Here is a 16,185-nt window from a genome sequence, read left to right on the forward strand (position 1 = left end):
CATGTCGCGTCCGCCGATCCATCGCCCCAGCCCCTCGCCCCGCGACAGCACCCGCTATTTCGGGCCCGATTTCAGCGAACTGGTCGCGCTGGCCGAAACCGTGGCCCGCGACGACCACGGCATCGAGATCCCGGCCAAGGGGCGAGGCCTTGCCCGCACGCTGATCGAACTGCCCGCGCTGGTCGCCCATATCCTGGGCGAGCATCAGGGACTTTATGCGCGCGAGACCAGCCTCGGCTCGGCCCGGCTGGCCGAGAACCTGACCCGCCACGCCCGCAAGCTGGCCTACAGCCCCGGCCCCGGCGCGGCGGCGACCGGGCTTGCGGCATTCACCGTCAAGCCCGGCCTGTCGGGCAGCCTGCCCCAGGGCTTCGCCTTGCAGACCTCACCGCTGGGCGAGGCCAGGGCGCAGACCTTCGAGACGCTGGCCGAGGCACAGGTCGATGCGCAATGGAACGCCATCCGCCCCGCCGAGGCCGAGATCCCGGACCCCGTCCAGGCCAGCGGCGGGCATCTGGCGCTGCGCCTGAAAAAGCGCCACGGGCTGGGCAAGGACGAGATCGTCGTCCTGGAAGGGACGCGGGGCACCGGCGTCTTTCGCGTCGCGAACGAGATGCAGGACAGCAAACCGCCGCAGATCGCGCTGCACAACATCGGCGGCCATGCCTTTGCCGAGGCCGGCACCGGCGCGGACTGGCTGGCCGGCTATCGCATCCTGGCCCGGCCGCGCCATGGCGCGCGGCTGTTCGGCTGGAACGCTCCGGGCGCGCTCTGGCCAGCCGGGGCACTGGCCGCGGCCCAGGCCTATGCCAGCCCGCCGACCACCCAGCCCGCGGGCACCACCGCCTTCGGCTATGTCTCGCCCGCCGCGCCGGGCGATGCCCTGCTGCTTGCGGAAACCCTGCGGGATCCGCCCGCGCCCGGCGACAAGGCCGTGGTGCTTTTCCCCGACCGGGCCGAGGTCTACTGGCTGGAAACCCTGGCCGAGACGGTCGTGACCTTCCTGCGCGGCGAGGTGACCGAACAGCCCAAGGTCGCGACCTCGACCAATGCGGCGGGCGCGGTGGAGGTGTCGGTCACGACAGAAAAGACCGTCACCGAAACCGCGCTTTCGGCACGGGTGACAACGCTGGAACTGGCCGTGCTTTCGCCCGCCCGGCCGCGGCGGACATGGTCGGAATTTCCCCTCGACGCCCATGTCCTGACCGGCTGGTCCGAGGTGCTGGAGCCGCTGCCCACCATCCCGAACCTGGCGCCCCTTCAGCCGGAATTTGCGGTCGAGGCTGACCTCTCCGCCATGCGCCCCGGCCGCCCCGCGATCCTGCGCCGCATCTCGACCGGCGAGGCGCGGGAGGCCAGCTTCGCCGCGATCAAGCCCTCGCCCGACGGCGGCAACCGCTGGACCCTGCGGCTTGAGGTGCCGGGCGGCTTTCCCCCGGACTGGCCGATGGGCGATGTCGAGGTGCTGGGCAATGTCGTCCGCGTCAGCCACGGCGAGGCGAAGCAGGAGATCCTCGGCAGTTCCGACGGGGTGACGCCGCATCAGGAATTCGCGCTAAAGAACGCCCCCGTCACCCGCCTGCCCGGCGCGCTCGGCAGCCGCATGGCGCTGGAGGTGCGCGTCGATGGCGTGCTGTGGGATCCGGCCCCCGACCTCCACGGCGCCGGCCCCGACGCGCGGGTCCATCTTGCCCAGACCGATGCGGCGGGCGAGGTCCGCATTCGCTTCGGCGGCGAGGGGCGCGGCGCGATCCCGCCCTCGGGACGGCGCAATGTCACCGCCGCCTATCGCACCGGGCTGGGGTCCGCGGGCAATACCGGGGCGGGCCGGCTCAGCCGTATCCGCAAAGCCTCGCCGCTGATCGGGGCGGTGACGAACCCCCTGCCCATCGCCGGCGGCGCCGATCCAGCCGGCGCCGAGGACATCGCGCGGCAGGCGGTGCGCCCGGTGCGGGTCTTCGACCGCGCCGTCTCGGTCGAGGATCACGCCGACCTGGCGCTGCTTTTCCCCGGCATCAGCCGCGCCTCGGCCCGCTGGCGCGACGGCGTGGGGATCGAGCTTGTCGCCGCCGATGCCAAAGGCAACGGCCCCGCCGATCTTGCCGCTTTCACCGCCTTTCTGGATGCGCGCCGCGATACCGGGCAGGCGCTGGTCGTCACCGCCCCGCAGGCGGTCGATATCGCGCTGACCCTGCGGATCGAACGCGATCGCGCCTGGCTGGCCGAGGCCGCGCGGCACGAGGCCGAGGAGTTGCTGCTGGGCGGCGGCGCCCTGCCAGGGCTGTTCACCTTTGCGGGGCGCGAACTCTCGGCGCCGCAATCGCTGTCGGGCCTTTACGCGCGGCTGCTGGAGCGGCCCGGCATCACCGCGGTGCTGGCGACGCGCTACCGGCTGGCCCTGCCCGCGGCGGGCGCGGCCGAGGTCGCCGACATCATCCACGCCAGCACCCGGCAATGGCTGCGGCTGAAGCCCTCGGCGCTGGAGATCCAGGTGCTTGAACCGGGCGCGCTGGACCGCCTGCAACAGGGGGGCGCGCCATGAGCTATCCCTATGACCGCGACCACCTGAACCGCACGCGCGACCTGCTCTATGCGCTGATCCCCGAATTCTACAAGCGCCGCGACCGGGCCGCCGCGCAGGCCGTACCGCCCGAGCCCGCCGAGCTTCTGGCCATAGTCGAGGCGCTGGCCGCCCCCCTGGCCGCCGTCCGCCAATCGGTCGAGGAGCTTTATGCCGACCTGTTCATCGAAAGCGCCGGCGAGGACATGCTGCCCGCGCTGGCCGCCTCGATCGGGCTGGATCTGGTCTTTCGCGATGCCGATGCGAACCGCCGCAACCTGGGCGCGGCGATGGGCTGGCGGCGGCGCAAGGGCACGCCCGCGATGCTCGAGGAAATGGCCCGGGTGCTGTCCGACCGGCAGGTGGCGCTGCGCGAGGGCTGGAAGGCGGTGATGCTGACGCAGGATCTGAACCAGCTGCGCCGCGAACGGGTGATCGCCGACCTGCGCCCGGCCTCGGTCGCCGACCGCGCCTCGGGGCCGCTGGCGGGGCTGATGCGGCTGTTCGACCCGCGCCCCGTCGGCCCCGACTCGGGCCATGTCCATCCGCGCCATCTGGTCCACTGGGCCTTTCCGACGCAGCTTCAGCCGCTGCGCCGCGCGGCCTGCCATGAACTGCCGGCGGGCGCGGGCGATCGCCGCTTCGCCTTCGACCCGGACAATGCCTGGCGGCCGCTGCGCGTGCGCGCGGCGGGTTTCGAGGACCGCCCCGGCACCGACCGTGTGCCCGACGGGCTGTTTGCCGAGGATCCCGGCGCATGGTTCGGGCGCGAGGGGCGCTTTGCCGTGCGGCTGACCGGGGTTCCCGCCGCCGCGGTCCGCCCCGCCGCCCCCGTCCCGCGCAATGCCAGGCGCGATCCGGCCGACAATATCCTGGGCCGCAGCCCCGCCGTGCTGAGCCTGATCGACGCCGACACCCGGCGCTATTCCGGCCCGGTCCAGATCGAGCTGGTCTCGGCCCCGCTTGCCGGCAACCTGCCCGATCTGGCGCTGGCGGAACTGCGCGGGCAGGTCACCGTCGGCCCGGCGGGCCAGGCCGGGACCGCCCCGGGCGCGGGCGATGTCGCGGACAGCCATGTCATGCTGCTGCGCCTGCGCCCCGAAGCCCCCGCCGCCAGCCGCATGATCGGCGCGACGGTGGTCGAGGTCGCGGGCGGCGCGCCATCGGCCGGCCGTGCCCCGGCCGTGGCCGAGCTGGCGCTGGCGGGCTATCGGCGCGGCGCGCTGTATCTGCGCATCCCCGAACAGCGGATCAGCGGCGAAAGGCTTTACTGGATCGGCGCCGACGGCGCGCTGCACGAACCCCTGCCGCTGGCGGCGGGGGCGCTGCCCGCCCGGGCGCTGGCCTCGGGGCCGGTCGGGCCGGTCTGGCCCGAGGCCGAGGGCACCGCCGAGCGTGCGCCCTTCGCCCCGGCACTGGCCGCGCCGGCCGCCGCGCCGGCCGTGCTGCATGGCGGGACCGTGCTGCGCGCGAACGGCCTGTTGCCGGCGACCCCCGCCACCCGCTGCGCGCTGGTGCTGGCGCTGTCCTTTTTCGCCGGCGAGCGCCGCTTTGCCCCGATGCTGCGGCTGGACTGGACCGGCCCCGACCCGCGCACCGCCAGCTGGTCGGCGGTGGGCGCGGACGGCGTGCCGCTGGCCGCCGCGGCCCTGCCGGCGCGCTTCGGCGAACTGGGCGCGATCCTCAGCGCCGGTCCTTCCGACCTTGCCCTGTCGCTGCGCTTCGAATCCAGCCTGAACGGTGCGATCATGACCCCGGCCGAGATCGCCTTTACCGCCTATGACGGCCGTTCGGTGCTGATCCACCTGCCCGAGCTCATCGCCTCGGACACGGCCGAGACGGCGCCGGACGGCAGCGCCTTCTGGCCGCGCGGCCCGCTGCTGGCGCGGCACAGCGTGGCGGTCCAGGCGGGCGCGGACGGCTCGACCTGGCTTGCCGGGACGACGACGCCGATGCGGCGCAGCCTTGGCGATGCCGCGCCGCTGCCCGGCCCGGTGGCGATGCGGCGCCGCGAGGCGGGCTGGCGCCGGCTGTGCCCGTGGCAAAGCGAATCCGGCCCCGACGTGCTGGAGCCGACCCGGCCGGGGCGGCTGGACATCGACCCGCGCTTCGGGCTGTTCGCGATGAACACGGGCGACGGGATCGTGCCGCACCCGCCCGCGGCCGGGATCGCCGAGCCGGACCCGGTGACGGTCGACCTGCAAGAGGGGGCGACCATGCCCATGGGCGCCCTGCCCATCGACCACCGCCGCTGGCTGGGCCTGCGCCCGCCGCCGACACGGCTGGTCTCGGCCTCGGGGCATCTCGGCAGCGACGCCTCGCCGCAGCTGCTCGGCCTGCCGCTGCACCGCACGGTCGCCGCGGCACTGGCGGCGGCGGGCGCGGGCCAGCCCGAGGAAATCATCGAGATCGTCGATTCCGGCTTCTACCCCGCCGAGGCGCTGGTCTGGCCCGCCAACCCCGCACGGCTGGAACTGCGCGCCGCGCCTTTCGAGCGGCCGGTGATCCAGGTCGCCTCCTCGGTGCCCGGCGCGGCCAGCTATGACAGCCTTGCACTTGGCGGCATCGCCCTGACCCGGACGGGAGCTGGCGGCATGACGCTGGAACTGCCCCCGGCGCAGCAGATCTTTCTGGGCTTCGTCGGCGTGCTTCGCGCCGACATCACCCTGCGGCTGCGGCTGTTCGAGGCCGCCGGGGTCGAGCGCGCGACCATCCGGCGCTGCATCCTCGGCCCGCTGCTGGTCGATGAGCCGGGCGAGATCGACATCGCCGATTCCATCGTCGCGGCGGCCGAGGACATCCATCCGGCGCTGACGGCCCCGCTGGCGCGGCTGGCCGCCGAACGCGCGACCCTGCTGGGCCGGGTCGAGGTGGGCCAGGCCGAACTTTCCGACACCATCGTCGCCGGGCTGCTGCTGGCGCATGAGCGGTTTCGCGGCTGCCTGCGCTATTCGCTGGTCGGCCCCGGCAGCCAGACCCCGCGCCGCCATCGCGTGCTGGAAACCGACCCGGCGACCGGCCAGCCCATCCGCCCGCCCTTTGAAAGCCGGGAACGCCGCGACCCGGCCTTCCTGCGGCTGGATGCGCGGGGCGATGCGCGGGTGCTGACCGGCGCTTCCGACGGGGGCGAGATCGGCGCCTTCAACGCCGCAAGGTTGGGCGAACTTTACGCGGGGCTGGAGCGGCGGCTGGCCGAGCATACGCCGGCCGGGCTCAGGACGGGAATCGTGGCGCGGGCCTGACGGGGCCCGGCCAAACGGGAATCGCGCCGCCGCCGCAGCGGGGGAACGCGGGGATGACAGGGAGGACAGGCCATGGAAGGGGATTTTTCGCGCGGACACCGGCCTGACGCCAAGCGGGGGCGCAGCTATCGGCGCGTGCTGCCGCGGCAGGGCGCACCGATCCTCGACAGCGACCTGCATGCGCTGATGGACGCCAGCGACCGGATCGACCGGAAGGGGCTGGTGCATGTCGCCTGCGAAAGCGGTTCGACCGACCTTGGTTTCCTCGTCACGCCGGGGCGGCTTCTAGCGATGTTCGACCCGATCCTGGGGCAACAGCCGCAGGTGGCGGGCGGCGCCAGCGCGGCGCGGGACTTCTCGCGCAAATATCTGGACCGGCTGCCGGGGCTTCAGCTCGGCGGCGGGGCGGGAACCGTCACCGTGCCGCTGCGCAACCCCTTGGCCGCGCCGACGCCCTGCCGGGTCTGGATGCGCGCCGACCAGCCGGCGACGGTGGCGGTCGCGGGCACCGTCGTCAACGTCCCGGCGACCGGCAGCTATGCCCCCCTTGCCGTCACGCTGAACGGGGCGCAGGCCGTCTTTGCCCCCGGCGCACAGCCCTGCTGGGTCGCCCTGATCGAAACCGAGGCCCCCTCGGGCGCCTCGGCCGTGCTGCACTGGTGCTCGGGCGGCTTCCAGATCGGCGGCTTGCTGGCCACCGCGCGCGAGGCCGCCTGGCCCGACCTGACCGGACCCGCGGCGGATCAGCTGCGCGCCGCCTCGGCCGGGGCGCCGGGCTCGCGCGTCGCGGCCTATCTGGAACTGTCCGAGCGCGTCGTCACCGCCGTCGAGGATCCCGGCCTGCGCGAGCAGGCGCTTGGTCCCGGGCGCGAGACGACCAGCCGCTCCGAGGTCGTGGCGCAGGTCAAGCTGGCCCCCGTCACGGGGCTGAGCGATCCCGCGGCCATCGCCGCCGCCTTCGACCGCCTAACCCTGCCCACGGGCAGCGTCGCCTTCGGCACCAGCGCCGGCACCGCCGCCGCCGATCCCTGCGACCTGCCGGTGCCGGGCGGCTACAGCGGCACCGAGAACCGCCTCTATCGGCTGGTCGTGCATGAGGTCACGACCGGCGGCGGCGCGGTCACGCGGTTCAAGTGGTCGCGCGACAATGCGGCGGGGCTGTGGCCCTGCACCCTGATGCCCGACCAACCGCCGGGCGCGGCCGTCACCCATGTCCGCGTCGGCGCGAACGATCCCTTGCGCGCGGGCGACCTGGTCGAGCTGACCTCGGACGCGATCGAGCGCGGCGACGCCGCCCCCGGCACGGTGAATGCCGCGGGCTTCCTGCGTCCGCGCCGGATGCAGGGGATGCTGTTCCGGCTGGACGGCGGCGATGTCGTCGCCGGCTCGCTGCGCGAGTTCCGGCTGCTCGATCCGCTGACCGAAACCCCGGCCCCGCCCTTCAGCCCCGCGCCGCTGGGGACCGAAGGGCTCAAGCTGCGGCTGTGGTCGGGCCTCCTGGAGCGGCCCGGCACCGGCGCGGCCACGTTGACGCTGGAACACGGGCTGATCGCCGAGGTCGATGGCGCGTTCGAGCCCGGCGACTGGTGGCAGGCCGAGGCGCGTGTGCTGGCCGCGCAGGCCAACGGTCCCGCCGTCACCACCGCCCACGGCCCCGAGCGGCAATTCGCGCCGCTGGCGCTGCTGGAGCGCGGGGCGGCGGCGACGCCGATGATCCTGCGCGCATGGCTGGACGCGCGCAGCCGCAGGCTGTGCCAGCAAGAGGCCGATTTCACCGGCTATGACGGCGCCCGCGTCGGCACCGAGGCGGATACCGTTCAAGAGGCGCTGGATGAATTGTTCCTGCGCCTGTCCGACGGCTGCGGCGAGATCGCAGTGCCGCCCGGGGCCTCGGTCCAGACGGTGATCGACACGATTCCGCCAAACGGCAACGCCCGCATCTGCCTGAATGCCGGGGTGCGCGACCTGACCGCGACCATCGTCGTCGCCGACAAGGGCGACCTGATCGTGGGCGGCATCGGGCCGGGTACGATCCTGCGCGGCAACCTGCGGCGCATCATCCGCTTCGAGCGCTGCCGCTCGGTCGATCTGCGCGACTTCGCGGCCGAGGCCCTGGCCGCGGGCGACGGCGCGGTCATCGATTTCGTCGATTGCGGCGAGGTGCGGCTGGACCAGGTCCGTGTCACCGCGGCCAGCCTTGCGGCACCCGGCCCCTCGGCCATCCGGCAGGTATCGGGCGCGGCCCGTCCGACCCGCCGTTTCGCCATGCGCCGCTGCACGCTGAGCCTGGGGATGTTCGACAGCGGCGTCACCGCCGCCGACCCCGGCCATGCGGAAATCGAGGACAACGTCATCGCCATCCGCCCCGATCCCCTGAACCTCGCCGTCGAACTCGCCGCCGGCGGCGAGACCCTGCGCGCGGTCGGAGAGGTGCTGCTGGACCGCATCACCCTGCACGACGGCGATGGCGGCTTCGACTTCGTCGGCAGTCCCGTCTTCGCCTTTGTCCCGCCTCCCGGCCCGCCCGTCGTCGCGCGGCACGGCATCGCCATGGCGAACGGCATCTGGGGCCGCGACACGCTGAGCTTCACCACCCATGTCACGCTGGACAGCGAGCTGTGGGATCGCATCGCGGAAACGAACCAGCCCCCCGGCGGCGCCAACCACCCGCCCGAGATCATGGACGATTTCCTGCGCGACTTTCGCCGCAACCTCGCGCGCGCGGTCTTTGGTCTCGCCTCTCCGGCAACCATCCCGGCCGGGACGGGGCCGCTGTTCCAGCCCCTGCGCGACGGGCTGACCGCCACGAACGGCGTGGCCCACGGACGCACCGGCATCACCGTCGCCGTCTCTCGCGGACCGGCCCGCGGCAGGTCGCTGGTCCGCCCGGTCGCCGCGCTGTTGGCGCTGCCGGGCCAGAGCGCGCGTATCCGCGGCAACCAGGTTTCGGGCTTCGTCCAGGGGATTCGCGTCGCCGGCTCTTCGGGCCGGTCACGGTCCAATTTCATCTTCCTGCGCTCGGTCGAGGTGCAGGACAACCGGATCGACCTGCGCCTGCCCTGGCAGGCCCGCCAGCGCGGCGGCATCTGGATCGGCAGCGCGCTGTCGGCGCGGATCAACGGCAACCAGGCCATCGATGCCGGCTATGTGCCGCTGGCGGATGGCGAACAGCCGATCGGGCTGGATTGCGACGGCATCCGCCTGTGGGGCTGGTTCGGGCCGCTGGTCGAGGTCAGGGGCAATTTCTGCCACGGCCCCTCGGTCGGGATCCGCTGGGTCAGTCTTGGCAATGACGAGCCGAGCTGGGGCCGTCCCGATGTCTTCATCGGCGCCTTTGCCGACAACGCCTATTCGGGGATGGGCAGTCCCAGCCTGCCCGCGACCCTGCCCTGAGGTGGAGAATTGCTTTGGAGCGGACCCGCAGAAATGCTAGGCTGGAGGCGAACTCGAACCGGGAGACCGCGTTCGAGTCGACTGGTCGGCGGATGCCGAAGGGTTCAAGTCCCTGGGAGTGGATCTTGCTACGGCTTGGTCCACTTCCTTTTTCCGACATGCCGCGCAAGGCGGGAGGCCCGGGATGAAGGCCGCGACCGGCCCCGTTTCGACCCGTTCGGCCGAAGCTTCGCGCAGCCCGGCGGCGCCTGCCCCGACCGCCGCTCCCGCCAGCCATGACAGCGCCCCGCAACCGCTGAACACGCTGCAACGCAACCTTGTCGGCGGCTCGGCGCTGCCCACGAGCCTGCGGACCCGGATGGAAACCGGCTTCGGCACCTCGTTTTCCGATGTGCGCATCCATACCGGCGGGGCGGCCGCGCAGGCGACGGGGCGAATGCGGGCCGAGGCGCTGACCTCGGGCAGCGACATCGCCTTTGCGCCGGGCCGCTATCGGCCGGGATCGAAGGCGGGCGACGGCCTGATCGCCCATGAGCTGGCCCATGTCGTGCAGCAACGCCGGTCCGGCGGGGGCGGCGCGGTGCAGGCGAAATCGCTGGTCTCGAATCCCGGGGACGCAGCCGAAACCGCCGCCGACACGGCCGCCGCAACGGTGCTGGCCGGGGGCCGCGCGCAGATCGGCGCGGCAGGGCAGTCGCTGCGCGGCCGGATCATGCGCCGCGCCCTGGCGGGGGCCGCGCCCTTTGCCGCCTCGCCCGCGCTGTCGCAGGCCCCGGCCCGGCCGGGTGCGGTCGCGCCGGGGGCCGGGCCGGTGCTGACGCCGATGATGACCTCGCAGGTCTCGGCTGCGGGCGGGCAGATCTCGGGTCTGACCAGGCCCGGCGGCCGCGCCGGGGCGACCGAGCCCGCCAGCAAGGCCCCCGACGACTCGCAGACCGCGCGCGGCGAAAGCGGGGCCGAGGCGAAGCCCGCGCCTTCGGTCGCCATCGCCGGCGCCCCCGCCGGGGCGACCGAGGGCGCAGCGGATCGCGGCACGCGGAAGAAGAAGGAAAGGGACGGCCCGGATCGCCGCAGGAAAGAAGACGAAAAGGGCAAGGCCGCGGCCGCCAAAGACAAGGGCGGCACGCGCCCGAAAGGCGGTGGCGGCAGCGGGGGCGGCGGGGGCGGCGGGGGCGGCGCCAAGCGTTTCGGCCAGAACCTCGGCGACCGGGGCGAGGCGGCGGCGGAAGCGGCGCGAGAGCGCCTTTCCGAACGCGCCGATGCCCTGCAAGTGAACGAAGGCGCGAATGCGCGGATCGGCGCCGCGCGGGCCGCGGCAGAGCCCGCGCCAAATGCGGCCGAGGCGGATGGGCAAAGCCAGCAGGCAGGCAGCCTTGCCCAGGCCGAGATCCCCGCCCCCGATGCGGCGGCGGCGCAGCAAAGGGCGGGCGCGGCGCTGGCCTCGGCCGCGCCTTCGACCATCGAGGAGCTGGACAATTTTGCCGGGCCGGGCGGCGCGGGCACGCGCCAGCAGATCAGCCAGCAGGTCGCCGCCGAGGCCGGCCAGCAGGCGGCACCGGTGCAGTCCTCGATGTCGGCAGTGCGGGATCCGCCTGCGGGCGCCGCCCCGCCCCCGGCCGTGCCCCAGCCCGCGCCCGTCGCTGCCCCGGCGACCGCGGCGCCCGGCCTGACCGGCGCGGCGCCCCCCGCGGTGCCCGAGGAATCGCTGGACGCAAGCGAGTTCCGCGAAGCCGCCGACGAGGCGCTGGCCGAGCATGACGTCGATGACGCGACGCTGGCCAAGGCCGAGGAAGGCCCGCTGCGCGCCATCGGCGACGACAAGGACGAGCTCAACGAAAACGTGGACGGCGCGGCAACCGACGCCCGCGCGACCGAGACCGCCGCCACGCAAGAGGCGACGGCGGGGCTTGCCGCGACCGAGGCCGAAAGCGTCGGCGGGATGGAGGCCGGGCGAGACGCGGCGCAAGAGGCGGTCAGCGGCGAACAGACCGGCACCCGCTCGGGCGAAGAGACCGGCCAGCGCAGCCTGGCCGAGCAGATCAACGCGACCTACACCACCGCCGAGGGGCAGGTGAACGCAAAGCTCGGCTCGCTGGAAAGCGAAGCGGTGCAGAGTTTTCGCGACCGCCAGGGCCAGCGGCTGGAGGCCTTTGCCTCGGGCGTCCGGGCCGATCTGGAGGCGTTCAAGGCGCGGCGCTATGCCGGCGCCAAGGGGCTTTACAACCGCGCGCGGGACTGGCTGCTGTCGATCAACAGCCTGCCCGAGGTCAAGGCGCTCTACGACCGCCACCGCAACCAGTATATCGCCGATATCGACGCGCTGCTGAACGAGATCCGCGGCAGCATCCAGCGCACTATCGACGAATGCAAGGCCATCCTGGCCGAAGCGAAAGCCGCCATCGACCAGCTGGTCGAGGCCAACAAGGGCAATCTCGACGCCGAGGCGCAGGCGGCGCTGACCCGGGCGCAGGCGCAGTTCCAGGCGATGGAAAGCCGCATCGAGGCGACGCAGCGCGCCGCCCTTGCCGCGCTGGACCGCGAGCGCGAACGCGCCATCCGCGAGATGGACGCGAAGCTGGCCGAGATCCAGGCCGAAAATGCCGGCCTCGTCGATCGCATCGCCGCGGCGATCAAGGCGCTGGCGGATGCGCTTGGCGAGTTCATGGCGCTGATGGCGCGGGTGACGCGGATGGGGATCGGCGCATTCCTGTCGGCGGCCGGGTCGCAGGCGCAGGAAGGCGTCAAGAACCACCTGTGGGATTCGCTGAAGGAAGCCTTCAAGGAATGGTTCTTCAACAAGGTTCCCGGCCTGCAACTGCTGATGAACCTGCCGCCGAACTGGGTCGAGATGCTGACCGCGCTGGCGACCAGCATGATCGGCCTGATCACCGAAAGCCTGCCCCTGCTGATGCCCGCCATGGCGGTCGCGGCGATGACCTGGCTGGCGACCCAGCTTGCGCTGAAGCTGATCCCCGGGGCGGGGGCAATCATGGCGGTGATCGACGCGATCCGCGCGGCATGGTCGCTGGTGCAGTCGCTGTTTTCCGCCGCCCGCGCCTTTCTGGAATTCGTCATGCAGGTGGCCGCGCCCGGCAATGGCGCGGCGGCATTCGCCCAGGCCCTGGCGCATGGCATCGTCGCGGCCGTGGACATGGTGCTGACCTTCCTGGGCATCGACGCCCTGATCCGCCGCCTTCTGGGTGCCATCGCCCGCCCCTTCGGCCGCATCATCGCCCGCATCCAGCAGCGTTTCCGCCAGTTCATGGAACGCCGGCGGCGGCGCGGCGGCGATCGGCGCGCGGGCGGCCGCGGACGGCGGCGCGACGACGGGGACGACCGCGGCGGCAGCGCCGATGCCCGCCGCCGGGCCCGCGACCAGGCCCGCCGCGACCGCCGCGCCTCGGACCGCCGCCAGAGGGAGAGGGATCGCGGCCGCGACCGCCGGCGCGAGCGTTCCGAAAGCGATGCCGACCGTCGGCGCCGCCGCCGCCAGGAGGAGGAGCGCCGTCAGCGCGAGCGGCTGGACCAGGCGGTGCGGGCGATCCAGCCCCAGGTCCAGCAACTGGCCCGGCGCGGCGTCTCGCGTCTTGGCCTTGGCGCGCGGCTGACCTTCTGGCGGCTGCGCTATCGCCTGACCTCGCTGGAACGGCAGGGCGATTCCATCGTCGCCCGGATCAACCCTTCGTCCCCCGCGGGGCGCATCGCGCAGCTCAGCCCGGCGCGCATCGGCAGGGCCTTGCAGCCGATCCTGATCGAGGCCGAGCGGCTGTTCGAACAGGAACGGGCGTCGAATCCCGCCATTCGCGCCCAATCAGCCGAGATGGAGCGGCAGATGCGCGAGGGGCGCGAGGTCACGGCTGGCGCGGGCCTGAACGAAGCCGATGTCGTCTTTGCCGGGCGCCGGTTCCTGTCCGCTCCGGGCCAGCTGCCCCTGCCCCTGGGCCGCGCAAGGTTCGGCAGGTTCGCGGGGCCTTTCCACACCTCGATCAGCATGCCCGGCCGCCGGCCTGCCTATATCCGCGACGTGCGGCGTTCCTCGATGCTGTTCCAGGCGAATGCGCCCTCATACGAGGGGTTCCGGGCGGAACATCTCGACAGCCCGGACCCGGACCAGCTGCGCAACGTGGTGGAGCCCATCCGCGCCCCCGGTCAGCTTGCCGCGCGCGCCACCGCCCGCTCGCTGGAGGAACGCGGCATGATCAACCCGCGGCTTGAGGCCGCGCGCGGCGACTATGCGCCGATGGCGCCGCGCGGCGCCTCGGTCGCCGCCGACCAGGACTTCCGGGGGCGCCAGGACACCGGCAGCTTCACCCGCGGCCAGATCGCGGATGCCCGCCAGGCCCGCCACAGGCGCACCGGCAATATCTTCAAGCTTCTGGACCGGGTGCTTCAGCAGCAGACTGGCGCCATGACGGTGCTGGGCGAGGACCAAGCCCTGCGCGATCTTGCGCAAGCGTTTCGTTCATGGGCACTATCGAATGTCAGCCGCGCGGGCCGCCGCGCCTCGACCCCGGCAGAGCAGGCGGCAGCGGCGCAGCAACTCATCGCCAGCATGGTCGCATTCCTGAGGAGCCGTTACCCATGACCCGCAGCCAGAATGACGACGACCTGCTTTCCTTCGGCAGATATGTCGCGATCGAGGACGACCTCGAAAAGGTCAGGCAAGGGGCGTTCGAGGCGATCCGGCTGCTGAAATCGGAAACGCCGCTGGAGCTTTTCACGGTGCCCGGGCTGGACGACAGGCCCGCAGACGCGATCCGATGGATGGAGTCGCATGATCCCAACCTTCTGGTGACGCTCACGCTCGACCGGACCAACCGCATCGCCTATGTCGATGCCCAGGCCGCCGATCCCGAGGCCGCCGCCGCGATCCTGGAAGCCTTCGACGCCACCGCAACCTATGGAACGCTGGACGAGCATCTTGCCCTGCTGGACAGCGACAACGGCGAGCGGCAGCTGGTCCGGGTGGCCCTGGCGGCGGGGGGGCATGACTACGACCAGCGAGTCGCCGATGTCTTTCAGCAGGCTTTCGCCTCGCCGCTGGTGGAGGACAGAAGGGCGGCGACCTATGCGGTCCGCGTCCTGGGATGGCCCGTGCTGGCCGAGGCGCTGGCCGAGGCGGAACCGGTCGAGCCGGATGAGGAACTGCGTCACCTGATGCGCGCGGTTCTCCACCACAGCGCATCGTGAAGGCCGACCCGGCAGACCGCGCGCCCCTTTGCGAGAGCATGGCGACGGACCGGGCCGCCGGCTCCCTCATGCTCGGCTCGGCTTTCATCGCCAGCGCGATCGGACAGCTCCCGTCACCCTGCGATTCGTCTGGGCCGAATCTCCTGCGGCGAGATGCCGCTTGAACCAATCCCTCGCACTCGTCCCGGAAACTCTGCCAGGACGTCACCGCTGGAGGATACAATCCTACATATAAGACTTTAAATAGAAACGATCTTCTTTCTGTTTCGACCCATCATGCGCCAAGTTATCGGCAAAGTTGTGTTGCGACCGCAACAAATTAATTGACCTCGTTCTCCATCCCGCCTATCGAAAAACAGCCGCAGAGGAGAAAGCGGCCCAAGAGATCAATTGAACACGGCAGACCTGCCCGCAAACCCTTGTTTTGCGGTCCCGGTATGGCTGTGCCGTGTTCGGGGAGGGAAAATGGCACATCATATCCTGACCGCGGAACAGGCAGGCCCCGTCGTCCAGGGCCGCTGGACGCCGCTGCGCGTCGCGGTCATCTTCATCTGCTTCTTGCTGAATGCCATAGACGGCATGGACATCGTCATCATGTCCTATATCGCACCGGTGCTGAAGGCCGAATGGGCGCTCAGCCCCGAGGCGCTTGGCACCGTCTTCAGCGCCTCGCTGGCGGGCATGGCGGTGGGCGGGCTGTTCATCGCACCATTGGCCGACAGGTTCGGGCGCCGGCCGCTGATCCTGACCCTGCTGATGGTCATCACCCTGACCATGCTGGCCAGCAGCCAGGCGCAGAACCTGGCACAACTGGTCATCCTGCGCGCGATCATCGGCGCTTCGGTCGGGGCATTCCTGGCCAGCGTCACCACGATGGCCGCCGATTTCGCGCCACGCGGACAGCAGGGCATGGTCGTTGCCGCGGCGATCGCCGGCTATCCGCTTGGCGCGGTGATGACCGGGCTGATCGTCGCCCATACCTTGCCCGAGCACGGCTGGCGCATGATGCTGATGGGCGCGGGCGTCATCTCGCTTCTGGTGCTGCCGATGGTCATGCTGATCCTGCCGGAATCCATCGACTATCTGAAACGGATCCAGCCAAAGGACGCGCTGGACAAGCTGAACCGCGTGCTGCGCCGCCTGGGCGAACCCGCCCTCGCCGGGCTGCCCCCCAAGGTCGCGGCGCGCCGGGCCTCGGTCGCGGCGGTGTTCGCCGAGGGGCGCCTTCTGGGCACGCTCTGCCTGTGGCTGGGCATCATCATGGGCTTCATGACCTTCTATTTCCTGGTCTCCTGGATCACCCAGCTGTCGGTCCAGTCCGGCCTCGCGGTCGAGAACGCGATCTATGCCGGGGCCCTGTTCAACCTGGGCGGCTTCATCGGCACCTTCGTGATCGGCGGCTTCGGCACCCGCTATGGCCTTCAACGCGCGACCTGCATCGCGCTGCTGTGCGGCGCCGCCGTGGTTGCGGCCTTCGGCTATCTGTCGATCTCGCTGACGGTCACGCTGACGCTTGCCTTTCTGGCCGGCTTTACCACCAATGGCGGTTTCAACGCCTTCTACGCGCTGGCCGCGGCGCTGTATCCGACCGAGATCCGCTCGACCGGGATCGGCTGGGCGATGGGCATCGGGCGCATCGGCGCGGTGATCGGCCCGATGCTGGGCGGCATCCTGATCGGACAGGGCCTGGGCCTTGCCGGACTCATGGCCGTCTTTGCCGTTCCCTTGCTGATCGCGGGCCTCTCGGCGCTGTTCATTTGCGCCCGCACCGTCCCCGCCCAACAGAATAATGCCCTGTAA

At 72.0% G+C, this 16,185-nt stretch carries 6 protein-coding genes; all 6 read left to right on the forward strand.

The features are described from left to right. Position 1 precedes the first annotated feature (1 nt). The 6 genes from AQY21_RS00605 (at position 2) to AQY21_RS00630 (ending at position 16,185) form a co-directional block, all read left to right on the forward strand. Positions 2-2,542, forward strand: a complete 2,541-nt coding sequence (locus tag AQY21_RS00605; protein ID WP_058095970.1) for a hypothetical protein — start codon at positions 2-4, stop codon at positions 2,540-2,542. Continuing rightward, entirely contained in the window at positions 2,539-5,802 is a 3,264-nt protein-coding gene (locus AQY21_RS00610; RefSeq protein WP_058095971.1) for a phage tail protein, read from the forward strand. The genes AQY21_RS00605 and AQY21_RS00610 overlap by 4 nt, the downstream gene beginning before the upstream one ends. Before the next feature lie 72 nt (positions 5,803-5,874). Beyond that, positions 5,875-9,195 carry a hypothetical protein gene (locus tag AQY21_RS00615; protein WP_058095972.1) on the forward strand — a complete coding sequence of 1,107 codons (3,321 nt, stop codon included), beginning with the start codon at positions 5,875-5,877 and terminating at the stop codon, positions 9,193-9,195. A gap of 184 nt (positions 9,196-9,379) precedes the next feature. Beyond that, positions 9,380-13,780 (forward strand): DUF4157 domain-containing protein, encoded by a 4,401-nt coding sequence (locus tag AQY21_RS29230; RefSeq protein WP_058095973.1) that lies wholly within the window; start codon positions 9,380-9,382, stop codon positions 13,778-13,780. Next, entirely contained in the window at positions 13,777-14,385 is a 609-nt protein-coding gene (locus AQY21_RS00625) for a hypothetical protein (RefSeq protein ID WP_058095974.1), read from the forward strand. The genes AQY21_RS29230 and AQY21_RS00625 overlap by 4 nt, the downstream gene beginning before the upstream one ends. A 465-nt stretch (positions 14,386-14,850) precedes the next feature. Beyond that, entirely contained in the window at positions 14,851-16,185 is a 1,335-nt protein-coding gene (locus AQY21_RS00630; RefSeq protein ID WP_058095975.1) for an MFS transporter, read from the forward strand.

The sequence above is a fragment of the Paracoccus sp. MKU1 genome (genome assembly GCF_001447385.1).
Classification (GTDB): Bacteria; Pseudomonadota; Alphaproteobacteria; order Rhodobacterales; family Rhodobacteraceae; genus Paracoccus.